Origin of the sequence: Hamadaea tsunoensis DSM 44101, from assembly GCF_000428945.1 — a bacterium.
Lineage (GTDB): Bacteria > Actinomycetota > Actinomycetes > Mycobacteriales > Micromonosporaceae > Hamadaea > Hamadaea tsunoensis.
The window spans coordinates 423,191-446,361 of record NZ_AUAX01000003.1 but is presented as its reverse complement, the minus strand read 5'-3'; the positions used below and the strand labels follow the sequence as shown (position 1 = coordinate 446,361).

Below are 23,171 nucleotides of genomic sequence, written 5' to 3'. Positions count from 1 at the left end.
GAAGATTTGAACGACGGCGGGTCGCGGGAGTCCAGGGAACTGGATTTTCTCGCGGCCCGTCTCGTCGACGGCTCGCTCGGCGGCGCGCCCGTCGAGAACGTGGTCGACCTCGGCCGCATCGAGAAGGCGGTCCGCGAGATCCTGCTGGCGCTGGGCGAGGACCCCGACCGGGACGGGCTGGTCAAGACGCCGGCCCGGGTCGCCCGCGCGTACGCCGAGCTTTTCGCGGGCCTGCGGGTCGATCCGCGGCACGTGCTGCGGACGACCTTCGAGGCCGACCACGAGGAGTTGGTCCTCGTCCGGGACATCGAGGTGTTCTCGCTCTGCGAGCATCACCTGCTCCCGTTCAAGGGCGTAGCGCACATCGGCTACATCCCGGCGGACGACGGCCGCATCACCGGCCTGTCCAAGCTGGCCCGCCTCGTCGAGGTGTACGCCCGCCGTCCCCAGGTGCAGGAGCGCCTCACCTCGCAGATCGCCGACCAGCTGGAGAACCAGCTCGGTGCCCGCGGCGTGATCGTGGTGCTCGAATGCGAGCACATGTGCATGGAGATGCGGGGCATCCGCAAGGCGGGCGCGCGCACGATCACCAGCGCGGTGCGCGGCATCCTCAAGACGGAGACGAAGACGCGCAGCGAGGCGCTGTCTCTCATCAACGCGCGCTGACGCCGTCATCGGAAGTTCCACCTCGCCAGCCCCGGCCGTGCAGGGCCGCCCTCGTCTCCCGTAGGGCGGCCGGCAGGTCTTCGGGGAGCTGCCGTACCGCGATGACCTGCCAGCCGGCCCGGCCGACGAGCCGGCTGGTCTCGTTGTCCCACCGGTACGGGTCGCGCGGCGGACCGGGGTGGCCCTGGTAATCCAGCGCCACCCGATACCTCGGCCACCCGAGATCGGCGTGGTACGCCGCCCCGCCCGGCACGTCGATCGCGTACTGGGTGGTGGGGCGGGGGAGTCCGGCCTCGATGACCGCGATGCGCAGCAGCGACTCCTCCGGCGTACGCGCGCCCGCGTCGGCCAGTCCGAAGGCGTGCTGGGCCCGGCGGCAGCCCCGTCGGCGCAGGTTCGCCCGCGCGTACGCGTCGAGTTCGGCGGGGACCACGAAATGCCGGGCGAGGAGCGCGTCGATGAGCGGAACCGCCTGCCGGGCCGGGAACCGGGCACCCACATCCCACGCGGTACGCGCCGGCGACGTGACCGGGAGCCCGCGTATCTCCCAGATGTCGTCTGTGGACAGATCCGCGACGCTGACCTCGACGCCGGGCCGGGCGGCGAGGCGGTGTCCCGGCGGCCGGACGACGGTGACGGCGTCGGCGAAGCCGGCCGCGAACCCGATCCCGATGAGGTACGCCGCCGACCGCCCGCTGAAGCAGATGTCCTCGGGCAGCGACAGGGCGACGGCGTGGCAGGCGAGCCCGTGGTCGAGCTCGACCCGGGCATCGACGTAGACGTCGCGGCGCAGCCGCCGCCAGGCCGGTGTCGTCAGTTCGGCCGCGGTGATCAGGCCGTCCTCGATCGCCGTCGTGCCCCGGAACAGGCTCCACTCCAACGCCATGCGAGAACACTGCCGGAACGGCCATCCATACATCAATGCTTGTGGATGACGTCACATCGTGGCGGGAGTATCCCCTGTGGACGAAGTTGTCCCGGAGGAGTGGATCTGTTAGGCGGTGGCCCGCCAGGCGTCCGCGTCCGCGATGGCGCCGACGGCCAGGGTGTGCGCCTCGTTGACCTTCTCCCGGGCCTGCTCCAGGCGTACCACGGCATCCAGCAGCACCGGATGTACGCTGCCCGCCGCGGTCAGCCGCAGCACGGCCAGCGCCTCGTCGAACGACTGGCCGACGGCGCGCAGCCGCACCAGGGCCTCGTTGGTCTGCCCGACGGTGGCCGCGATCCGGAGCTTGACCTCTTCGACGCTGCTCATCAGCTCACCTCGGGGCTCAGGAAAGGTTCAGGAACGTGTACACGACCAGGGACAGCACGAACGGGGCGGCACAGACCACGAAGCCCAGCAAGGCCGTACGCGTGCGGCTCACGACGCCGGTGACGATCCACCCCACGCTGAAACTCAGCAGGGTCATGAGGAAACCGGTGCAGCCGGCGTACAGCGCCCGATGATGCGGGTCCACGAGGAACAGGAAGATGACCTGCAGGACGAGCGTCAGCCCGGCCAGCGCGCCGTAGATCGCGATATTGCGGCCGACCGCCGACGGCGGGGCGGTCGGGGCCTGGGCCAGCGCGGCGTCCGCGACGTCGACGGTGGACTTCGCCTGCCGCAGCGCCGCGAGCACGACCGGCGGGCCGCCCGCGACCGCGCGCTCGGCTGCCGCGGTGTCGGCGGGCCCCGGCGTCAGGTCCGGTACAGGGCTGCCGATCCGCACCGCGGCCTCGGCCAGCCGCTGCTGCTGCAGCGCGAGCCGGGCCCGCACGGCCGGCACCTCCTCGCGCGCCGCCCGTAGCGCCGCCTGTTCGGCCGCCGCGGTCGTCGCCGCGTCCCGCCGCACGGTGTCGAGGCGGTGCGCCGCCTCCAGGTATTCCTGCCAGGGGCCGGTCATGCGGTCCTCCCGCTGAACGGGACGATGATCCGGGCGCCGTCGGCGTGCCGGTCGTAGTAGAGGGCGCGGCCCTTGCGCGCCTGCCATTCCACCGACTCGCCCAGCAGCAGCGAGATGTCCGGCGCGGGCACGTTGAGGAACACCAGGCCCGCGACGTCCTCCCGGCCCGCGGAGAAGCCCACGTCCTCGCTGAACCGGCGCAACTGCCGCCACCAGGCCAGCAGGTGCACGCCCCGGGCGGGCCCGTCGCGGAGCAGGCCGCGTACGTCGGTCCCGCTCGCCGCGTCCATGCCCCACACCACGAGGTACGCGTTGACGTGCGCGATCTCATCCGGCAGGGCCGGCTTGTCGGTGATCACGACGTCGTGGCCCTGTTTCGTCAACTCCTCGGCGAGCGGGGTGACGTCGCCGACCAGCGGGGCGAGGGCGAAGCGTACGGAGCCGGGACGGTGTTGCGCCGCCAGCGACCGTACGGCCGCTTCCAGGACGTCTGCACCCTCGCCGGACGGGCCGAGCACGGCCAGATGCCGGCCCGGACCTGGTTCGAGGCCGAACACGGCCGTCGACATGGCCACGTCGACCTGCCGTCCGAGCAGGGCGGCCGGCCGGTGCTGACCGGGCCCGTCGGCCAGCAGCTGCTGGTAGAGCGGATCGTCGTCGAGATGCTGGGCGGCGTACCCGGAGAAGACGATGGGCGGCTCGTCGTGCTCGTCGCGCGCCTGCCACAGCCGCTGCCGCAGGGCGGTCAGGATCTGCTGGTCGGCGTGCGGATCGGGGAACCGCACCAGCTTCTCGTGGGCGCGCCGGGAACCCCGGGGTCCGCCGAGGCCGCCGGCCGTGTTCACGATCGCCGTACCGAGTTGGAGGGTCGCGGCCGATTCGTTGGTGGGCTCCAGCACATCGGCCCCGCCGGGCAGCGCCACGCGTACGGGGAACTGGCCGAAGATGGAGTCGCGCTTCGCGTACAGGGCTTCGATGCCGCGTACGGTCTGGCTGGCGAGGATCAGGTGGATGCCGAACGAACGGCCCTTGCGCGCCACGGACTCCAGCAGCGCCACCGCCTCGGTCGCGATCCGGTCGCTGCCGGACAGCAGCACCTGGAACTCGTCGATCACGCATACCATGCGCGGCAGCGACTCGCCGAGGTTGCGCAGGTCGACATAGCGCGAGACGCCGTTCGCCTTGAACAGCTCGGCCCGCCGGGTCATCTCAGCGTCCAGGTCCCGCAGCACCGCCAGGCCGTACGTGCGGTCGCTCTCGACGCCGACCGCACGGGCGTGCGGCAGCCAGCTGCCGTCGCGCGGGGTCGGGATGAACTCCGAGAACGACACGCCCTCCTTGAAGTCCAGCAGGTAGAAGGCCAGTTCCTCGGGGTCGTACCGGGTCGCGAGTCCATAGAGGACGTCGATGAGGAAGGCGGTCTTGCCCGCGCCCGACCGGCCGCCGACGAGCCAGTGCGGCGTCAGGTCGGCGAAGTGCAGGCTGATCGGCGTGTCACCGGAGATGCCGACGGTCACGCTCAACCCGCCCGCCGACGACTCGGCCCACCAGCCGTGATCGGGATCCGGCAGCAGGTCGAGCAGGTGGACGGCGCCCTGCTGGGCGTACTGGGCGCCCAGTTCCTGGCAGACCCGCTCGACGAGTTCCCGCGGCGGCTCGGGGTCGAGGTAGACCGGCACGTTGAACGATTCACGCCCGCTGCTCAGCGCGGCACCGGGCGGATTGCCGACGAGGACGTGCGGATTGCGGACGGAGATCTCGGTGGCGAGCGGCAGCCGGTCCTGCGTCGTCTCCGGGGACAGCGGCGCCGGCGGCCAGCCAGCGATCACCATGTGCAGCCCGTGCGTCGGCCCGGTACGCGCGAGGTCGGCGATCCGGGCCAGGTCGGCACCGTCGACGAGACTCGGCAGACCGGCGATCACGAGCAGCATGCACCGATCGCGCCGGCGCGGCTTCGCCTTGCGTTCCTTGGCGCCCTGCGGATCGGATTCGGGGCGGCTGGGGCGTACCCAGTGCTCGGCCTCGGCCAGCACGGCCCGCAAGCCGTCCCGGTCGGTCACCGGCTCCGGCATCAGACCGGCCTCGGCCAACCCGGTGAACGGCCCGAAGACGTGCCCGTGCGGATCGACGGTACGCACGATCAGCGTCCCCGACGGCGCGGTCGCCAACAGCCGCAGCACCATGCTGCGCAGCAGCCCGACCACGCGGGCGTCCCGGGCGTCGGCCGAGATCGTCACGTGTCCGACGCCGAGCAGCGGCACCAGCATCGGGAACCGGGCGTCGTCGAGCGGCTGGGCGGTGCCGATCCGGACGTACTCCGGTCGCCGCTGGCCGCCGAGCGGCGTACTGGCGGGCAGGGCGTCGAGCTGCTGACCCAGCCAGCCCGGTGCCAGTGCCGCGGCCGCCGCCCGTAACCGTTCCGAAAGCTCGTGCTGCTCGGCGATGTCGGTACGCGGTAACGGCAGGTACCCGTCCAGAGCGGTGGCCGCGGCGCTCACCACGGCAGCGGCGTGCCGATGCAGGCCGGCCGCCTGATCGAGGGGTGAGCTCGCCTCCGGCACGCTGGACCGCCTCCCATCTGTTCCGGCCAAGACGGTAGCGCACGCGGAAGTCATCGGCGTGTCACGCCGCGCGCCCCCTCCCGATCTGTTGCCGACTCCTGCGTCCGATGCCCGATTCGTTAGCCTGTGTGACACCGACGAGGAGGTACGCCGTGGCCCTGAAACCCTGGCACGTGATCGCCCTGCTGTGCTGCATGGTCGTCGCCACGGCCGTCGTCGCCGGCGTCGTGCTGATCGTCCGGCTGGCCAACCGACCGAAACAGTGATCTGGTCGGCGGGTCACGTGTTCGCGATCTGCCGGTCGATCAGATGCAAGATCCGTTCCACTGCGGACGGATCTATGTCGCCGTCCGCCCGCATGCGCAGCGCCTCCGCCTGGGCGGCCGAGTGCAGTTCGAGGTTGACCCGGCGCATGTGCCGGAACCGCGCCCGTTCCTGGATGAGGCTTTCGGTCTCCGGGCTGTGACTGACCGCCGTCACGATCCGCCGGCACCGTTCCCGCCAGCGTTGCGCGCTGTCCTCGTCCAGATCGCCGTCCGCCTGAAGCTCCGTGATCCGCTCGTTCATGGCGCCGACGACGCGTACGGCCACTTCGCGCAGGGCCGCGTCCGGGTCCGCCGTACCCACACCGAGCTTGCGTACCAGCCAGGGAAGCGTGGCGCCGGGCAGGATCAGGGTGCCGAGCACCACGACGAACGCGATGAGGATCAAGGTGCCGCGGGCGGGAACCGTGGCCGGCAGCGACAGCGCCGCGGCCACCGTCACCACGCCGCGCATCCCGGCCCAGCCCAGCACGGTCGCCTCCCGCCAGTTCGCGGGCACGGCATTGTTGAGGAACCGTTGCGCCACCAGGCCCACCAGCAGAAGCCACGCCATGCGTACGCCCATCAGCACGGCGGTCACCACGACCCCGATACCGATCTTGGGCCACAGGTCGCCGCCGAGATCGGCGATCACCGGACGCAGTTCGAGCCCGATGAGGATGAACGCGACCGAGGTGAGCAGCAGGTCGATCGTGGCCCAGAAGGCCGAACCGATCAGCCGCGACTCCGCGTCGAGCACCCGGTAGGAGGCGCTGCCGAGGAACAGCCCGATCGCCAGCACCGCCAGGACGCCCGAACCGCCGATCTCCTCACCGGCCGCGTACGCGCCGAACGGCAGGACCACGGTGAACGCGCCGGCCAGGATCGGGTCGCTGAGCCAGTCGAGGATCTTGCCGGCGGCCAGGCCGAGCACGAGGCCGGCGCCGATGCCGAGGATGGAGGCCGCGAGGAACTGCCGCCCGACGGTGGCGAACGAGATCGTGCTGCCGACCGCCGCAGCCGCCAGGGCGGTGTTGAACAGAGTCAGGGCGGTGGCGTCGTTGCCGAGCCCCTCGCCCTCGATCACCGCGACCATCCGGTGCGGCAGGCCGAGCCGCCCGGCGACGCTGGTGGCGGCGACCGGGTCGGGCGGCGCGCACGCGGCCCCCAGCGCGAACGCGGCCGCCCACGGAACCTGCGGGAGCATCCGGGTCAGCACGGCGGCGACCGCGAAGGCGCTGACCACGACCAGGGCGACCGCCAGCATGAGGATCGGCCGCAGATTCGTCCGCACATGCGCCCACCCCGTACGCGTAGCGGAGGTCCACAGCAGCGGTGGCAGGAGGAACGGCAGGATCAGCTCGGGGTTGATCGCCACTTCCGGCATTCTCGGGATGAGCGCGGCAGCGACACCGACGACCGTCAGCACCACCGGATAGGGCAGGTCGAGCCGGGTGGCCAGCGGCAGCGCCACGAGCAGCGCCGCGACGGCGAGAATCAGCAGCTCGATGCGGTCCACGGCCCCATCCTCCCGGCGGGACCGTCCGCTTTGCCCTATAGGTCGGCGTGTCGCAGCGAGAAGTCGACCAGCGCCGCGTCCCGCACCATGATCAGCATCGCGGAGAGGGCCGGATCCCCCACCCAGTCCCACGCCGACTCGTCCGTACGTTCCGGCTGCTCTGCCGCACCGCTGCTCCGGCGCTCCAACATCTCCGGGCCGCGGGCGACCTCCCAGGCGTAATCCCGCCGCCGACCGGTTCGCCGCCGTCGAGCCGGTCCGCCGGCCGCCGCGACCGGCTCCGACTCCTCGTCCGCCGCGACATGATCGGGCAGTCGGTAAGCGCCTTCGTCGGTCGCGAGCGGCAGGTAGGACGGCCCCGGCTCGGGGAGCACGTCGTCGAGCGGAGGCGGCGGGCCACCGGGCACCACGATGGCCCGCGCCAGCTCCGCGACCGCGGCGTCCGCGCGCTCCATGCGCTCCCGCGCCTCCGTGTTGAGCTGCGCGGCCATCGAGGCCCACCACTCCGGCGGCCAGTCGCCCGTCACACGCTCCCACGCGTCCTGCGCACCGCCCAGATCCGTCCGCGCGCCGGCCAGCTCGCCGACGATGTCGCGGGCCGCCGCCGCGTTCGCGTGGGCCACGGCCACCAGCCGCTCCGTCGTGGCGATGAGATCGTCCAGCCGTGCGGTCACGCGCTGAGCGAGCCCGTCACCGGCCGCCGGCCAGGCCTCGGTCAAGACCTCCCGCACCGTACGCAGGGAGCAGAGGGCGGCCAGCTGATGATCGGCCAGGGACTGCCATCCGGCCGCCTGCGCCCAGGCCAGCGAGGTGCCCTCGCCCCGGGTGGCGAGCCACATCCGGGGAACGTCCTGATCCCGCCAGACGGTCACGGCCGGCCGTCCCGGACGATCGCGAGCGCCTCGCGGAGCGTCTCGCCGATCCGCCCGGCCTCGACGTCGTCCCGCCCGGCGAGCGAGGCCGCGACGAGTTCCAGCGTGGTCGCCAGGGCCGCCGCGCCGACCACCTGCCGGTGTCCCAGCGCGACGACGTCGACGATGGCCGCGTCCATGGTCCGCCGCGCCGTCCGCACCGGACCGGACGGGTTGCCCCGGCCGAATCGGGCGCCCCCGCCGCAGTGCCCCTCGAAGAGCTCCAGGCCACGGGCGAACCGCTGCTCGCCGATGACCCGCAGCGTCTGCGCCGCGTCGCGTACACCCTGAAGGTCGATCCGGGAAGACGACTTCATGCGAACGACGCTAGAGCGACCGGCGGAGGCCTTCAAGGGCCTGTGGATATCCTGATCGAGGAGGCGTACGTTGACGCTCATGGATCACGGGATCGTGCTTGTGCCCGGCGCCTTCCAAGGGCCGTACGCGCCCCTGCTGAACTACGTCTGGATGGCTGCTGAGCTGCGCAGACAGGCGCGAACGCTGGCCATTGAATGGCCCCGGGTGATCCCCGACTTCATCGACGCGGACGACGTCGCCGCCTGGGTACGCTCCCATGTGGAGCCGGAGCTGGACCGATTCGCGGTGGCCCGACCGGTCATCGCCGGAAAGTCGCTCGGCGCGTACGCGGCGGGCCTGGCCGCGGACCGCGGACTGCCCGCGATCTGGCTGACGCCGCACCTCGAACAGGAGTGGACGATCCTCGCGTTGCGCCGTGCCAAGGCGCCGTTCCTCCTGGTCGGCGGCACCGCGGACCCGGTCTGGGACGGCGAGGTCGCGCGTACGCTGACCCCCCACGTCCTCGAGGTCGCGGGCGCCAACCACGGCATGATCCTGCCGAAGGAGCCGCTTCCGCGCTCGGCCGAAGTGCTGGGCCGGGTCGCGGCGGCAGTCGAGTCCTTTCTCGACGAAGTGTGGTCCTAGCCGCCGGTCCGATCGCGGAACACCGGCATCGGCAGCACGTTGAGCAGTGCCCCGACCAGTGCGATCAGCGCCCCCACCACCATGAGTACGCCGCCCCACGCGAACGCGCCGGTGACGGTCAGCCCGCCCTGCAACTGGACAAGGCGCAGGTCCACGTTCACGGAGGCGGACTGGTCCTTCTCGACCAGCGCATAGCCCATCAGAATGCTCGCCGTGTACGCCGCCACGACAACCTGTAGCTGACTGGTGCGGAACCCGAACACCTTCCGATCGCCGGCCAGCGCGTGATTCAATCCCAACGCCAGCAGCACCAGCCCGCCGACGATGACGAACCAGGTCAGCGGGGCCAGAAAGGGCGCCCACTCCCACGCGTTCGCCGAACGTGCGCTGCGCGTACCGGGGTAATACTCGACGAACGGTGCGAACGAGAATCCGAGCACCAGCAGCGCCCCGAACATCACCACCCCATCCGGAATCGGCGTGGATCCGACCGTCCACGGAGACGTCGGGGGCGGCGGCCCGGCTGCGGCCGGCGGTTCCAGCCAGGCCTCGGACTGAGGGGTCGGGGCAGTCATGGCACAGACCCTAAGCCACCACGCCCGCCACGTCTCCACCGTCCACAATCGGGTTCCGCCGGCGGGACTTCTTCCGCCGCGCAGGCCGGTCGGGAGACGTCTCCCCGGGAACCGGCTCATCCTGGGCGGCTTCCTGGGGAGGAACGGTTTTCGGCTGGTACTCCGTCGACGCCTGCTCGTCGGGGGCGGCCGGCTCCTGTTGGTGTGGGCCGGTCGGCTCCTGGCCGCGTGAGGTTTGCTGCCTGTGCGTACCAGGTGGACCGTACTGTTGCCGGGAAGCCAGTTCGCGCGCCGCCTCCTGCCGGGCCACCTCTTCCTGGATCGCGTCCTCCAAGGCGAGGGCATGAGCCAGCTCATCCAACTGTTCCAACGGCATGGGATCGCGTACCGGCAGCTTCGGCGTGGCGGCCGGCTCCCGATGCCGCCGCGCGGGGAACCGCCCATTCGTGATGTTGTTGATCTGCGCCGTGCTCACCCCGGCCACCTCCGCGATCACCGGCCGCTTCAACCCCTGCCGGTACGCGTCGCGTACAGCGTCGTCGCGTCGATCGATGGCCCCCTGCAACAGACCCCGCAGAATCGCCACCTCCTCGCTGACCAGCTCCACCCGCCGCAACAACCCCGAACGCCGCTCCGACATCTGCCGGGCGGTCTCGCGCTCGAAACGGCGTACGATCAGCGACCGCCGATGCACCCGGCGCGCCTCGTCGCTGCCGAAGGTCTCGATGCGAACGACCTTCTCCGTCTTCGGAAGACGAGGATCACGGGGATACCTCGGGGAGGGTGGTTCATCGTCCTGATGCTCGATGGCCCGGAGGAGAGCATCCTGCTCGGCAGCCCAGCGGGCGCGAATGATTTCCGGGTATTCGGAGTCTTCGCCGTACGAGCGCATCTAGGGCCTCTCCCGTGGACGGATGGTGAATCCGGGACACAGTGTAGCAGATGGCCGACCCACATATCTACGGCATTGGGCGACGATACTTCAGGTTATTGCGTCGTCGAAGGAAGCTTACGACGTGCCGCGGCAACCAGGCCTGAACAGGTAGGACATAGTCTCCGAGGCGACGTTGCGGACGGTGAGTGCGGTTACTCTGCCGATTTGATCATCGATTTACTGGGTGCAGGCGCACAATGTGTTGGCATCGGATAATCATGTGCTGGATATTCGCGTTCAATCTGACCGGGGATGCACCGCATTGCCGATGGCTGAATGGGCTCTCGGAGCCCCAAGCGGCAAGCGCGGGGGTGTCGATCGGGATCTTCGGCAGTGTGGACCGCTGGTTTACGATGTTCCATGTGTTCAGATCGAGGGTTAAGCGAGTCGTCCTGACGGTGCTAGGCATCGTCGTGCTGGGGGGCGTGGTGGGCACCGGGCTGGCCCTCCGGTCATATGACCAGAAGACTAAAATCGATAGAACGATCGCCAAGGTTGTTGTTCGACAATACATAGATGCCGCTTTGGTGTCGCGAGACAACGATCGCGCCGCGCTCTTCTCGTGTAAGAACCCCCAGCTAGGGGAAGTTCAGTCGTTGGAGAGCGATCTTATAGCAAGCGAACAGGCCAATGGCTACGCAACGCAGCTGGTGATTAGCCGATCTACCGAGGTCGACGGTGGTAAATATGTTGATGTTGAGTTGCAGGTGAACCAAGGGCAGGGCACCACCGTACGTACGCGCATCATGCAGTGGCGCTTTACTTTGGTAGATCAGGACGGCTGGCGGGTGTGTGGGGCTTCCCGGTTGCCGGATCCTTCTCCGTCGCCCTCGGTGTCGATTACTCCAACCACACCAAGCTGAGCGGCACGATTCTCGTCGGCGGCACCAGGCCGGTGGACGCCCAGCGGTACCAGTCGCCTTCGGTGGCGATGCGTACCTGGGGGGCGGAGAGACCACGATGTGCTTCGGTGACGGCCCGGACATCGCGCTCCGCGACGTAGTCGTCGGCGCGCTCGGTCATCACGGCGAGGCGGCGGCCGGTGAGGAACGGTACGCCCTCGGCGTGGACGGCGGGGCGTACGGGCGGCCTGTCCATGCTGACAGCGTCGGCCGGATCGGGTTCGGCGATGTCCTCACCCAGGGTCTCCACCCAGACTCGCTCGGCGGGGATCAGGGGAGCGAAGACCTCGACGCGGTCCTGCTCCGCGCGGTACCAGTCCGCCTCCGGCAGGACCGGGACCAGGCTGCGAGCGTCCTGGCGGATCAGGGAGTCAGCGCGAAGGTCTGTACGCCAGCCGTGACCGGGCAGGCCCACGACGACCCGTTTGCCGCGGAGGGCGGTGGGGTCGGCGGCGGCGACATGAAGCGCCGGTAGAGGAATGATCGGAGCGGGGGCGCGGCGGAACTCGTTGGCCCAGCGGTGGAAGTCGAACTCGGTCACGGTGCCGCCCCGAGCGGGACTCCACGGGCGGCCATGAACGGGACGGGATTGACCGCGCCGTCGAACGACCGGTCACCGTTGAGGTGCGTCTCGAAATGCAGGTGCGGGCCGGACGAGTGCCCCGAGGTGCCGACGAGGCCGATGACCTGCCCGACCGTGACGCGATCGCCCACGGAGACGAACGGGCGCTGCACCATGTGGCAGTAGCGGGTGATCACGTTGTCAGCGTGCAGGATGTCCACGAACCAGCCGCAACCGGGGGTACTCGGCGAGCCGTCATGGTCGCAGTTGCCGATGTCGCACTTGCTGACGATCACCACACCGGCGGCGGCGGCGTGAATGCGGGTGTATCGGGAGGCTCCGAGGTCGACTCCGTTGTGGGTGGGGCGGTCGGACGTACGCCAGCCGGAGACGATGTCCGCCTTGACCGGAACCGTCCAGCCCGAGGCCGCGATCTCGCCGGCGGTGGCGCACTGCAACTCCGAAGCAGCGGCGACGGCCAGACCTGCCCCGTCCGCCAGCGTGTTCACGATCGTCGTGGCGAGCGGCTCGTGTTTCGCGTACGCGTCGGGATAGGCGGAGCGCTGCACGGTCTGGGCCGCGACGGTGAGCGGGAGGGTCGCCCAGCCCGGGATCTTGATGAGCTTCTCGTAGAACTTCTTCGAGGCGTAGACCGGGTCCATGACCTGCTCAGGGGTGCCCCAACCCTGACTGGGTCGCTGCTGGAAGAGGCCCAGTGAGTCGTGGTCGTTCCGGGCGCCGAGGAAGCCGTGGTTGATGAGGTTGCTCTCCTGCATCGCGGTCGCGACGGCGATGATCCAGCCTCGTGGCGGGATCTTCAGGTCGTGGCCGGTCTTGATGATGATCGCGGCGTTGCGTACCTGGTCCTCGCCGTAGGGGCCGATCCGGGGCATCTGTTTGCCAGGGTCGAGGACACCCTTCTTGCCGCAGGTGAAGGCCTGATTGGTGACGTCCGATCCACCCGACAGCTGGTCCAGGGTGAACGCGCTCAGCCCGCCGCCGCAACAGAGCAGGACCAGGGTGGCGGTCAGCGCGATCCAGAGGGCGGGGCGTGGGCGCCGCCGGCGAGGGTCGCGTAGCTGCTCCTCGGCGAAGAGACCGGCGTCGTCGCTCATGCCCGCTCCCAGTCGACACCGTCCACGAACCAGTGCCCGTTGGGACCGACCATGCGCAGGACCAGGCGGCCGCTGTCCAGCGGGATCACCGCCTGCACGGCCGATTCCGAGTAGGTCACCAGCGCGACCGTGCCCGTGATCCGGGTGTCCGGCACGTCTTCGGGATCCACGCCCTGCAACTGGTCCACCAACTGCTGGGTAGCATGCGGTCGGAGCGCGTCGAGCCAGGCCTTGGCGGTACGCGTACGCTGCAGCCAGCTGGCGGCGAACGCGCTCGCGACCTGAGCCGGCGTGGCTGCTCCCGACGCGACGCTCGGCGACACCGTGGGTATGGCGGAGACGACTCCGTCATCGGGCGCGGTGGAGGCCGGGAACAGCGGATCTGCGGAAGGCGCGGTGTAGCTGCCCGTGGACGGACCGGTCGCCCGGTTGTCACCGAAGACCCGGGCGATACCGACCGCGCCGAGCACGATCGCCGCGAGGATGAGCGCGACCCCGACCCGGGATCGCAGGAGCCCGACGAGCGTGGCGCGCATCTACCTCGCCTCGGCCCTCACGACCGGTTGACTGCTGGACGGCTCGGGCGCGGACTCGCGTACGGGCTCCGGGCGGTAGATCGCCTGCGAGGGCGCGGCCTCTGGCAACCCCGGCGTGACCCAGCGGCGCTGCTCCGGAAGAGCCTCGCTGCGCACGAGTTCCCGCTGGAGCGTCTCCGTCGGTGCCGGCTTGGCCTCGTTCGGCGCGTCCGGTCGAGTCTCCGGCCGCCCTGCGATCGCAGCGGCCGCACCAGCCGCCGCTCCACCCGCGACCGTAGCCGCCGCGGTGGCCGCGGCTGGGCGTACGAGCGCCCGGGCCCAGCCGTTCGCCGGGGTGTTGCCGCCCAACTGCGTGATCCGGCGGTACGGGCGCAGCAGAATCCACGCGACCACACCGCAGAGCAGCATCAACGTCACCTGAAGCCAGCCGGGCAGGCTGGGCGTACTCATGATGAGGTCCACCGCGGACAGGTAGACGGCGGCGCCGGTGCCGAAGATAGCGATGTTGAAGACGGCGGCCAGGACGGCGCCGGCGAGGCGACGCAGGCCAGCACTGGCCGGCCGGAGCAGCCCGACGGTACCGAGGGCTGGGGCGGCGATCACGGCCCAGCGGAAGATCAGAAATCCGAGCAGGACCAGGACGGAGGCGACGATGTCGAAGAGGGCGAAGGAAATCGCGGAGAGGATGGCGACGAAGCCTGCGCCGATGCGCTCCATGCCCTTGGTGCCCTGCAGGTACTGGTAGGCGTCGGGGTCCTCGGTGCGGATCTGCTCGGCGACCTTCATCCAGTTCTGCTGCTTCTTGCGCAGGAGCGTATCGCGATCCTGCGCTCGTTTGATGGGGTCGGGCTCTTGCTGGATTGCCTGAACGTCCCCCCACGTCAGTGACTTGGAGTCGTACAGCGCAGGGCCGTATTTTTCGGCGGTCTCGGAGTCGGCGGAGCCAAGGAGGCCGCGAAGCCAGTTCCGGTAGAGAAGCGTCCTCACCGCGGTATCACTGGAGCGGACCGCAGGCGGCCGGTTGTCACGGCAGTCCACCGTATCCAACGATGCACAATCCGGCGGAATCTTGGCAGAGCTGGGGCCAACGGCGTCATGGACTACGCCAAGCGTGCTCGTCAGGGCGGTGTCCGCGACGTGCGCCGAGCGGATCGGCCAGGCGGCGATCGCTGTTACCGCCACCATGACGAACAGCGCCCAGCCTGCGGTGGTCATAGCGCCCGAGAGCTGCGCGTTTCGCGAGCGCCAGATCAGGTAGAGCCCAACGACGGCCAGGGTGAGGACGCCGAAGACCGAGAAGACCTTGCTGTAGATCGCCTGAGTGGCGTTCTCGACCAGCGGATCCGCCCAACCCCACATCTGGCCGGGGTCCCATGCACGCTCGCGCAGCGCGTTGGAACCACCGATGATGCCTCCGGCCAGCATGAATTCGCCATTTGCGACGGTGTTCTCGAACTTGTAGTCGGGATGCATGACGGTCTGCGCACAGCCGATGTCATAGGTCGTGTAGTCGTAGCCCGCATAGCCGTAGCGGCTGTAAAGATCTCGACCGATACCGCGCTGATCCCAGGTGGGCTTGGAGATGAACCAGCCTGCCATCCCGTTGTCCGGCGCTTCCGGTGTCGGCGCCTCCAGGCACTGCACTCGGGCCGACGCCACGTCCTGCAGCCGGTCGATGCACGTCTGGAGCGGGTACTTCTGCCACTCCTCCAGCGAGCACGCCGGATCTCCCGGCGCCGCCACTGCCGGCGGCTGGGCCGTGGCTGGCGTGACCGGGCCGGCGAAAAGCGTACCGAGGGCGAGGACGAGGGTGGCCAGCGCGCCGCTGACGAGCCGGTTCACGGCCGTCACCCGGCCGGGACGGGGGCGGTGAGCGGCGTCGTGTCGAGGGCCGCGAGCAGCCCTTCGACATACGAGACGTCGACTCGGATCTTCTGTACTCGGCCGTCCACGTCTCGGACAACGAATTCGCGGTAGCCGAGGCGCGCCGATGATCCACCGTCCGCCGCCGAGAGACCGGCGAGGACCGCTTCGTAACCGACGTCGGTCGGTACGCGGAGCAGCCGCAGCGCTTCGGAGGCGATTTCGGTGTCCTCGGCGATGCGGCCGACGAAGACGGTCGAGACGAGGTTCTGTACGTCGAGTCCCAGGATGTCCTTGGGGTTCTGGGAGGCGACCAGGGCCGCGAGGTTCCATTTGCGGGAGTCGCGGGCGAGGCGGACGAGGAACGACCGGCCGGACCGCCAGCCTTCCATGAAGTGCGCCTCGTCGAGGCCGACGAGTTTGCGCTGGTGCATGTCGCCGGAGTAGCAGCGGCGTACGGCGAGCCGGTGCGCGGTGTGCAGCATGGGCAGCGCCAGCGCCTCCTCGGCCGACCAGTACTCGCGTTCGATCTTGAGGTCGGGCAGCCGGAGGCCGGCCATCGTGATCACCGTCAGGGCCGCGTCCGAGCCGAGCAGGCCGGGCGGCGGAGCGCCGAAGAACAGCAGCGCCAGCGGCATCTCGGCCGTGTCGAGCAGGAGGTTGGCGAGCTCACGGCCCTCGGACTCGCTGAGCCCGCGCAGGCATTCGACGACGTCGTCCAGGGTGGACGTCTCCTCGGCGGGGATCGTCCGCACCGCGTGCCGCAGCAGGGTCGCCGTCGAGGCTTCCTTGGCGACCTGGGGCGGGACGAGCATCGACGCGATGTCCTGGACGAGCATGCGGCGCTCGGCCCGGGCGTTGGACACGGCGATGTCGTATTCGCGTACGCCCTCGGCGGTGTCGGGGAACTCGTCGCGTGACGGGGTCGGGATGAGCGCGTACGGGGCCAGGGTGCCCTGTTCCGATCCGGTCAGGTTGATGACCCGGGAGAACGGCCGCAGTTCCGGCATCGACGTGAGGCGGGCGAGCGGGCCGCTCGGGTCGAGCAGGGTCACGCGTACGCCGCGCCGGGCGGCCAGGTAGCCGAGCGCGCCGAGGAGGGTGGACTTGCCGCCACCGGGTTCCGCGACGAACACGCCGAGACCGGAGCGCTCGCGTACCTCCATGGGGAAGTGCAGGTCGAGGAAGACCGGCCGGCGGGACGTGCCCGCGGTACGCCCGATCAGGTCGCCGCGGTTGTCGCCGACGGTGGACGCCGCCTGCGGTAGCGCGGCGGCGAGCAGCTTGACCGGCATGCGGCGCAGGTAGCCGGAGTTCGCGATCGGCTCGCCCGGGATGAACTCGCGGACGAGTTGGTCCTGCTGCTTGGGGTGCTGCAGGGAGATGCGCATCTCGCGGCTGTAGAGCTGAACGACCTTGCGTACGCGTTCCAGGCACTCGTCCCGCGAGCTGCCGGCGACCGCGATCCGGTGCCAGCCGTGGGCGCGGGCGGAGTCGACCGGAAGGCCCGTGGTCATCTCATCGCCGATCACGAGCGCCCGCTTGGCGAGGCGTTCGAGTTCGGGGGGCGCGTCCATGCCGTGCTCGAGGTAGTCCAGCTGCTGCGAGCGGATCATGCGCAGGCGCTGCTCGAGGTTGCGGAAGCTGTCCGACTGCCCGAGGATGTCGATCCGGCTGGACAGCTCCATGGGGAACGGCAGCCGCTCGTGGAAGTGCAGCCACGGCTCGTGCCGCTCGGGGATGTCCAGCGGCTCCATGCGGCCGACGGTCAGCACGGCGACGTGCTTCTCCTCGCCGGTGAGCCGGTTGACGAGCTTGACGCTCGAGCCGTAGGGGGCACGGTAGCGCTCGATCTGCTCGGTCAGCGCCAGCAGGTCGCCGGCCTCCCAGTGGCCGTGTCCGACCGAGCTGGCGTGCGCCGGCGGGTCCATGCCTAGCGCCACCGACCGGTAGAGCAGCCATTCGAGCTCCTCGGCGCTGGCCCGGCGGCCGCGCATGCCGAACGCGCCCAGCACCTCGTCGAACTGCTCGACGCTGCGCTCCAGCTTGGAGCGTTCGGACAGGGTGCTGCCCTTGCCGAAGGCGCGCAACAGGCGGCTGGAGAAGGCGTCGCCCAGGCTGCGGCGGGCGAAGGTGACGCCCAGATATGTCCGGCCTTCTGCGTGATTGGAGCCGACCAGGTGCTGCTGCGCCGCGACCAGGTGATCCGACCAGGACGTCGAGCCCTGGACGTTGGGCAGCGGCCGGGTGGTCAGATGGTCGATCGTGCGCGCCCACTCGGCCGCCGGGAACGGCCGGCTCGTACGCCGGACGTGCAGCCGGAATCCGGCGAGGCCGGCGTACTGCTCGGCGATGGCGTCGATCAGCGCTTCGCGCTCGGGGTCGGGGCGGAACGCCCAGCGGACCTCGGGCACCCAGTACCAGGCGGTGACGGCGTGCGGGGTGAACGTCAGGTGGCCCGCGATCTCGGTCAGGGCCAGCTCGATCGCCGGGCCGCGGTCCTTGGCGGCCTTCGGCGGCTTCGGCAGCGGCGCGGACTTGGCCGCCGGCAGGGCGCGTGCGGGCCGCTGCTGGCGGGGCTCGGCCTTGGCCGGCGGGGTCGCATGCGCCGGACGCGTACGCTGCCCGCGGTCCGGTTCCCGCTGAGCGAGTTCGCGACCGGCGCTCTCCCGCCCGGCCGGCTGGCGGTTGTCGGGCTGGCGGCTGTCCGGCTGGCGGCCCTGCAGGGCGCGCGGTGCCTCCCGGCCCGGATCGCGTCGGGGCGTGGCCTCGGGGGCCGCACCGCGACCGGTCGAACCCTCCCGCGTGGACGGCGCTGCCGGCGGAGCTCCGGCCGGGCCACGGCCTGCCCCTTCGGGGCCGCCGGCGAACCGTGCCGCGGCGTCCCGCCGGGCCGGCCGTTCCGGGGCGTTCCCCACAGGAGGGGCTTCCTCGGGCGCCCGGTGCGAGGTGGTACGCCGCTGGCCGTTCTCGACCGGAGTCTGCGCCGGTACGCCGGTACGCGCGGGCGGCCGGCCGGGCGGCACCTCGCCGCGGCGCAGCACCGAGACCGAGCCGGGGCTCGGCGCGTCCGGGTCGAAGAGGTTGAGGAACGGCGACTCGACCTCGGCGGGATCGGTCTCCCCGCCGGGTCCGCCGGGCTCGACCACCTCGCCGGACAGGACGGTGTCGTTGAGTTCGTCGGTGGTCACGTGATCGACCTCCGCATGACGATCCGGCGTGCGACGATCCGCGGCTCGACCAGCTCCCGGTCGGCCTCACGGGACCGCCGCCAGTCGGTCAGCGCGGTCCGGATGACCAGTCGGGCCGGGCGGTCGGGGTCGACGTGCCGGAAGATGTAGGACGTCGTGACCATGGCCAGCGCGATCTCCCACGCCGGGAACGGGTCGATCGACTGCGCGAACAGGAAGTGCAGTCCCATGTAGAGCGGGACCAGGACGATGAACAGGCCGTACTGCGCATAGGGCAGCTGCACCGGGAGGGTGTAGCCGGGCGGCCCGAGGTAGACCAGGCGGGCCCGGTAGATGTCATCGTCGGTACGCAGCCTCATCGCGGCCGGTCACCCGAAGATGAGGTTGACGAGGTACTCACCGAAGAAGAAGAAGGCGCCTGCGCCGGCGATGAAGGCGAGGCCGACGATCGCGATCGCCGAACTCGTCATGACCTTGGACATCTCGCCCTTGCCGGCGCGGCCGATGAAGATGACGCCCAGCGCGGCCAGCAGGATCGGGACGATGTTCTTGACGAAGAACCCCAGGACCTTGTCGGTGTTGACACCGTTGGTGCCGGGGGACGGTGTTGGCGCGAGTTCCACCAGAGCGCTGGCGTGTTGCCACGCCACGTGGGCGAGCCCTGTGGCGATCATGTTGCGTCCCTCCCCGATGCGAGTGCCCGGCACCTGCACCAGCTTTTCAGTCCGCGGTCACTTCATCGCGGACGCTGTGTGCGGCGTCGATGTCGTGTCTCGCGTTCTTATGAGCTCGTCACTGTCTGTTTCGTACATTTTTGCACCTCAGCGCGAGGTTCAATAGCAGAGCGTACGGGGCGGGTCGCCCCGCGACAAGCTCACCGATGTGAGCCGGGCGTCCTCGCGTGGCGACCATGAGTAATGTGAGAACGTGCTGCTCTTGTCGCCGCCGGTGGTCATGGGTGTCCTGAATGTGACGCCCGATTCGTTTTCGGATGGGGGCCGATACGACTCTTTCGCTGCCGCTGTCCAGCACGGAACGTCGCTGATCCGTGACGGAGCGCAGTTGGTTGATGTAGGGGGCGAGTCGACCCGTCCCGGCGCGGCGCGCGTACCGGCTGTGACGGAGATCGGGCGTGTCGTACCGGTCATCGAGGCACTCTCGGCACAGAATGTGCCAACGAGCATCGACACGACCCGGGCCGAGGTGGCGGCCGCGGCACTGGCCGCCGGCGCCCAGGTCGTCAACGATGTCTCGGGCGGCCTCGCCGACCCCGCCATGGTCAAGGTGGTCGCCGACGCGGGCTGCCCGTTCGTGATCATGCACTGGCGGGCGCACTCCGCGGACATGCAGTCGCGCGCCGTCTACTCCGACGTCGTCACCGAGGTACGCGACGAGTTGTCCCGCCGCGTCGACGACGCGCTGGCGGCCGGCGTACGCGCGGAGCGGATCATCCTCGACCCGGGCCTCGGTTTCGCCAAGTTGCCCGAGCACAACTGGGAGCTCACGCGGCACCTCGACCGGCTGATCGAGCTCGGTTTCCCGGTCCTGTACGCGTCGAGCCGCAAGAGCTACCTCGGGCGGCTGCTGGCCGGTCCCGACGGCGAGCCCCGGCCGGTCGACGGTCGCGAGGCGGCCACGGTCGCGACCAGTGTGCTCGCCGTGGCGGCCGGCGCCTGGGGCGTACGCGTCCACGACGTCCGCGCGACCGTCGACGCGATCGCGGTCTGGCGCGCGACCGGCGCACCCGAGCTCACCTGGCGACCCGCATGACCTGGCGGCCTGCACGACCTGCCGAACCGCATGACCTGGGGGAATGAATGATCACGCTGACCGGCCTGCGGGCTCGGGGGCACCACGGCGTCTACGACTTCGAGCGGGCCGAGGGGCAGGACTTCGTCGTCGACGTCCGGCTCGATCTCGATCTCGCCCCGGCCGCCGCGAGCGACGACGTTCGGGACACCGTCCACTACGGAGAGTTAGCGGACGCGCTCGTCGCGATCGTCCAGGGCGAGCCGGTGAACCTCATCGAGACGCTCGCCGACCGACTCCTCGACGCCTGCCTGAGTGATACGCGAGTGAATGGCGCGACGGTCACCGTGCACAAGCCGAGTGCCCCGATTCCGCACAGTTTTTCCGATGTCAGTGTCACCCTCAGCCGCCGGCGGTGAGCGCGCGATGAGCAGCGTGACAGGCGAGGAGCGCATGGACGTCGTCGTCCTCAGTCTCGGCAGCAATCTCGGCGACCGTGAGGCCCACCTGCGCGGCGTGGTCCGCGCGCTCGGCGACGACCTGCTCGTGGTGAGCGGCGTCTACGAGACACCCCCGTGGGGCGATGCCGACCAGCCCAACTATCTCAATGCCGTCGCCATCGTCGGGCATGCCGGCCGGACCGTCGAGCAGTGGCTCGATTTCGCCCAGCGCTGCGAGCAGTCCGCCGGCCGGGAACGCGACCCGGGGCGGCGGTTCGCCCCGCGTACGCTCGATGTGGATCTCATCGCCGCGACCACCGCGGACGGCGAGCCGGTCCTGCGCGACACCGCGGCGCTGACGCTGCCCCACCCGCGTGCCCACTTGCGGGCCTTCGTGCTGCGGCCGTGGCTGGAGGCGCAGCCGTACGCGCGCCTGCCGGGTCACGGCTGGGTCTACGACCTGATCCGCGCCGAGCCGGTGGCGACCGACGTGCTCGCCATGTGGGCGCGGCCGGAGATCTCGCTAGAGTCGTAGGGACGACGACCACCAACGCCGGCAGGGGGCCGTGATTCTCATGACCGAACCGAAGCCGTCGCTACGGCCGACGAACCCGGCGACCCTGGTCGTGGCCGGGTTGATCGCGGCGGCCGTGGCCTGGCTCCTGGTCAGCATCTGGTACAACCGCATCCCGTCGCTGCAGTGGATCCCGGCGGTGACGCTGGGCGCGCTGGCCCTGTTCGAGGTGGTGGTCGCGAACAACACCCGTGCCCGCATCGCCCGCAAGCCCGGCCGCCTGCCCATCCACGGGCTGCTGGTGGCGCGCTGGGTCGTGCTGGCCAAGGCGTCGTCCCTGGCCGGGGCGATCTTCGGTGGGTTCATGGGCGGCATGGTCGTCGGCCTGGTGCTCAAGGGCGACAACGGGCACGCCCGGGCCGACCTGCCGCCGGCCATCGCGGGTTTCGTCGCCGCGCTTGCCTTGATCGCGGCCGCGCTCTGGCTGGAGCACTCCTGCCGGATTCCCGACCAACCGGATGACAAGGACGAGAACGGAAACGGAAACGGCCGGTCGGGCGGCGGAAACGGCCGGATGACCTACGCGACCGTGCCGGTCGGCGGGCGCCGCGAGCGTGAAGAAGACTTGCACTAGGCCTTTTGCTCTCGGCGTACAGCCGGTAGGTTCCCAGCCTGTGGCGGCCGTACCCGACGGCGGAGCGCCGGGGGCCGAACAGACGCGCTGCCAGCGGGGCGTCCGGCGGGCCGAACCGATGGAGGCGTCCAGATGGCCTACGACGACGACACCCGTTTCCGGGGCGAACCGGGCTTTCGCGAAGAGCCCGATTTCCGCACGGCGACGTCGACCGGGTCCATCGCGCCGGTACGCGGCGGCAGCGCACCGCTCGAGGACATTTTCGACGACCCCCACCACGGCGACCCGGGCCGGGATCGGCTGGCCGTCCATTTCGCCTGGGAGGCCATCCTCCTGATCGGCGCCGGTGTGCTCGCGTACCTGCTGTACTCGCAGCACAAGGCGTTCGTCACCGGGACGCACCTGCGGGAGCTGGTCGTCTTCATCGCCGCGCTCGGCCTGCTGGCCCTCGGTGCGAGCGCCACGCTGCGCGCGGCCGTGCCGAACCTGGCGCTCGGACCGGTCGCGGTGGCCTCGGCGATCTACTTCGCCCAGCACGGCGCGGACGGTGTGACGCCGGTCGGCATCAAGATCGTGGGCTTCGCCGCGCTCGCCGGCGTCGCCGTCGCGGTCTTGGTGGCCGGGTTCCACGTACCGGCCTGGGCCGGCTCGCTCGCCGCCGCGCTCGGAGTCGTCGTCTGGATCCAGAAGCAGACCGGCCCCGTCATCGTCGCCGGCGAGTTCGACCCGACCGACCGCGCCTGGTACTACCTCGGCGGCTTCGTCGCCGTGTCGTTCCTCGGCGCGGTGCTGTGCGTGATCCGCCCGCTGCGGCGCGGCGTCGGCCGTTTCCGCCCGGTGAGCGACCCGGCCCTGCGGCGCGGCACCTTCGGCGCGATGGTCGCCTCGGCCGCCCTCGTCGGTTCCATGGTCCTCGCCGCCGCCGCGGGCGTCCTGCTCGCCGGGCTCAGCAGCAGCGTGCGGCCCGACCTCGGGTTCGACTGGACCGGCCTCGCGATCGGCGCCGCGCTCGTCGGCGGCGTGTCGGCGTACGGGCGGCGGGGCGGGGTGCTCGGCACGATCCTGGGCACCACGGTGGTCGCGCTCGTCCTGCGCCTCGGCGACGCGGCCAACTGGAAGATCTCCCCGTACGCGGTGGCCGCCGCGACCCTGGCCGCCGGCCTGATCGTGACGCGGCTGGTCGAGACGTTCGGCCGGCCGCTGGCCGCCTCGGACGAGGACACCTGGGCCGCCGAGGCCGCCACCACGTGGACCGGCGGCGGTTGGACCACCCCGGAGGCGGGGTCCTGGGCGACCTCGCTGCCGACCCAGCAGCCCCGGCCCGACCCGTGGCAGGACGACCGCTGGAGTTCCGGCCGGTAGGCTCGGT

The 23,171-nt window shown here is 70.6% G+C and carries 24 protein-coding genes; 8 read left to right on the top strand and 16 right to left on the bottom strand.

The genetic code is table 11. From position 1 onward, the window contains the following. The first annotated feature begins 6 nt into the window (after positions 1-6). Complete coding sequence (gene folE / locus G401_RS0107055) at positions 7-666, top strand: GTP cyclohydrolase I FolE (RefSeq protein WP_027341948.1); 660 nt, start codon at positions 7-9, stop codon at positions 664-666. On the opposite strand, the gene G401_RS44040 is transcribed toward folE, so the two are convergent. From G401_RS44040 to G401_RS0107015, 7 genes are all read right to left on the bottom strand, one after another. Beyond that, positions 653-1,552 (bottom strand): hypothetical protein, encoded by a 900-nt coding sequence (locus G401_RS44040; protein WP_051366297.1) that lies wholly within the window; start codon positions 1,550-1,552, stop codon positions 653-655. The two genes, folE and G401_RS44040, sit on opposite strands and share 14 nt — an antisense overlap. 108 nt (positions 1,553-1,660) lie before the next feature. Beyond that, positions 1,661-1,921, bottom strand: coding sequence for a hypothetical protein (locus G401_RS0107045; RefSeq protein WP_027341947.1), 261 nt, complete (start codon positions 1,919-1,921; stop codon positions 1,661-1,663). Positions 1,922-1,937: 16 nt separating this feature from the next. Continuing rightward, positions 1,938-2,552, bottom strand: coding sequence for a hypothetical protein (locus tag G401_RS44035; protein ID WP_034590899.1), 615 nt, complete (start codon positions 2,550-2,552; stop codon positions 1,938-1,940). Next, the gene (locus G401_RS0107035) at positions 2,549-5,113 is read right to left on the bottom strand and encodes an FtsK/SpoIIIE domain-containing protein (RefSeq protein WP_027341946.1); all 2,565 of its coding nucleotides are present in this window, start codon (positions 5,111-5,113) and stop codon (positions 2,549-2,551) included. Before G401_RS0107035 ends, G401_RS44035 begins: the two co-directional genes overlap by 4 nt. Positions 5,114-5,392: 279 nt before the next feature. Beyond that, complete coding sequence (locus G401_RS0107025) at positions 5,393-6,934, bottom strand: cation:proton antiporter (protein ID WP_027341945.1); 1,542 nt, start codon at positions 6,932-6,934, stop codon at positions 5,393-5,395. A 35-nt stretch (positions 6,935-6,969) separates the two neighbouring features. Next, the gene (locus G401_RS56650; RefSeq protein WP_027341944.1) at positions 6,970-7,806 is read right to left on the bottom strand and encodes a hypothetical protein; all 837 of its coding nucleotides are present in this window, start codon (positions 7,804-7,806) and stop codon (positions 6,970-6,972) included. Further along, positions 7,803-8,162, bottom strand: coding sequence for a hypothetical protein (locus G401_RS0107015; protein ID WP_027341943.1), 360 nt, complete (start codon positions 8,160-8,162; stop codon positions 7,803-7,805). The genes G401_RS56650 and G401_RS0107015 overlap by 4 nt, the downstream gene beginning before the upstream one ends. A 79-nt stretch (positions 8,163-8,241) precedes the next feature. On the opposite strand from G401_RS0107015, the gene G401_RS0107010 reads away from it, so the two are divergent. Beyond that, positions 8,242-8,787, top strand: a complete 546-nt coding sequence (locus G401_RS0107010; protein ID WP_034590898.1) for an alpha/beta hydrolase — start codon at positions 8,242-8,244, stop codon at positions 8,785-8,787. On the opposite strand, the gene G401_RS0107005 is transcribed toward G401_RS0107010, so the two are convergent. Both G401_RS0107005 and G401_RS0107000 read right to left on the bottom strand, forming a co-directional pair. Next, positions 8,784-9,362 (bottom strand): hypothetical protein, encoded by a 579-nt coding sequence (locus tag G401_RS0107005; protein ID WP_157545396.1) that lies wholly within the window; start codon positions 9,360-9,362, stop codon positions 8,784-8,786. The genes G401_RS0107010 and G401_RS0107005 overlap by 4 nt on opposite strands. A gap of 10 nt (positions 9,363-9,372) precedes the next feature. Continuing rightward, entirely contained in the window at positions 9,373-10,254 is an 882-nt protein-coding gene (locus tag G401_RS0107000) for a hypothetical protein (protein ID WP_027341940.1), read from the bottom strand. Positions 10,255-10,607: 353 nt separating this feature from the next. On the opposite strand from G401_RS0107000, the gene G401_RS55620 reads away from it, so the two are divergent. Beyond that, a complete protein-coding gene (locus G401_RS55620; protein WP_157545394.1) occupies positions 10,608-11,159 on the top strand; it encodes a hypothetical protein in 552 nt (183 codons plus the stop codon). Here the strand turns inward: G401_RS55620 and G401_RS0106995 are convergent. From G401_RS0106995 to G401_RS0106965, 7 genes are read right to left on the bottom strand one after another with little or no spacing between them, the layout of a single operon-like run. Continuing rightward, the gene (locus G401_RS0106995; RefSeq protein ID WP_027341939.1) at positions 11,137-11,739 is read right to left on the bottom strand and encodes a hypothetical protein; all 603 of its coding nucleotides are present in this window, start codon (positions 11,737-11,739) and stop codon (positions 11,137-11,139) included. The two genes, G401_RS55620 and G401_RS0106995, sit on opposite strands and share 23 nt — an antisense overlap. Continuing rightward, the gene (locus tag G401_RS0106990) at positions 11,736-12,875 is read right to left on the bottom strand and encodes a M23 family metallopeptidase (RefSeq protein WP_034590897.1); all 1,140 of its coding nucleotides are present in this window, start codon (positions 12,873-12,875) and stop codon (positions 11,736-11,738) included. The genes G401_RS0106995 and G401_RS0106990 overlap by 4 nt, the downstream gene beginning before the upstream one ends. Then, positions 12,872-13,411: a hypothetical protein gene (locus tag G401_RS0106985; protein WP_027341937.1), complete on the bottom strand. Its 540-nt coding sequence runs from the start codon at positions 13,409-13,411 to the stop codon at positions 12,872-12,874. Before G401_RS0106985 ends, G401_RS0106990 begins: the two co-directional genes overlap by 4 nt. Beyond that, entirely contained in the window at positions 13,412-15,253 is a 1,842-nt protein-coding gene (locus G401_RS0106980) for an MFS transporter (RefSeq protein WP_027341936.1), read from the bottom strand. It lies immediately after the preceding gene. Between the two features lie 5 nt (positions 15,254-15,258). Then, the gene (locus G401_RS0106975) at positions 15,259-18,465 is read right to left on the bottom strand and encodes an ATP-binding protein (RefSeq protein ID WP_245601638.1); all 3,207 of its coding nucleotides are present in this window, start codon (positions 18,463-18,465) and stop codon (positions 15,259-15,261) included. Continuing rightward, complete coding sequence (locus tag G401_RS0106970; RefSeq protein ID WP_027341934.1) at positions 18,462-18,824, bottom strand: hypothetical protein; 363 nt, start codon at positions 18,822-18,824, stop codon at positions 18,462-18,464. The genes G401_RS0106975 and G401_RS0106970 overlap by 4 nt, the downstream gene beginning before the upstream one ends. Positions 18,825-18,833: 9 nt before the next feature. Further along, positions 18,834-19,139: a hypothetical protein gene (locus tag G401_RS0106965; protein WP_027341933.1), complete on the bottom strand. Its 306-nt coding sequence runs from the start codon at positions 19,137-19,139 to the stop codon at positions 18,834-18,836. A 280-nt stretch (positions 19,140-19,419) separates the two neighbouring features. On the opposite strand from G401_RS0106965, the gene folP reads away from it, so the two are divergent. The 5 genes from folP (at position 19,420) to G401_RS44025 (ending at position 23,164) form a co-directional block, all read left to right on the top strand. After that, positions 19,420-20,235: a dihydropteroate synthase gene (gene folP / locus G401_RS0106960; RefSeq protein ID WP_051366326.1), complete on the top strand. Its 816-nt coding sequence runs from the start codon at positions 19,420-19,422 to the stop codon at positions 20,233-20,235. A 47-nt stretch (positions 20,236-20,282) separates the two neighbouring features. Continuing rightward, the gene (gene folB / locus G401_RS0106955; RefSeq protein WP_027341931.1) at positions 20,283-20,633 is read left to right on the top strand and encodes a dihydroneopterin aldolase; all 351 of its coding nucleotides are present in this window, start codon (positions 20,283-20,285) and stop codon (positions 20,631-20,633) included. A gap of 34 nt (positions 20,634-20,667) precedes the next feature. Then, a complete protein-coding gene (gene folK, locus G401_RS0106950) occupies positions 20,668-21,189 on the top strand; it encodes a 2-amino-4-hydroxy-6-hydroxymethyldihydropteridine diphosphokinase (protein WP_027341930.1) in 522 nt (173 codons plus the stop codon). Positions 21,190-21,229: 40 nt separating this feature from the next. Then, positions 21,230-21,802, top strand: coding sequence for a DUF3180 domain-containing protein (locus G401_RS44030; protein WP_064741700.1), 573 nt, complete (start codon positions 21,230-21,232; stop codon positions 21,800-21,802). Positions 21,803-21,934: 132 nt separating this feature from the next. Continuing rightward, a complete protein-coding gene (locus G401_RS44025; RefSeq protein ID WP_051366296.1) occupies positions 21,935-23,164 on the top strand; it encodes a hypothetical protein in 1,230 nt (409 codons plus the stop codon). Positions 23,165-23,171: the final 7 nt, after the last annotated feature.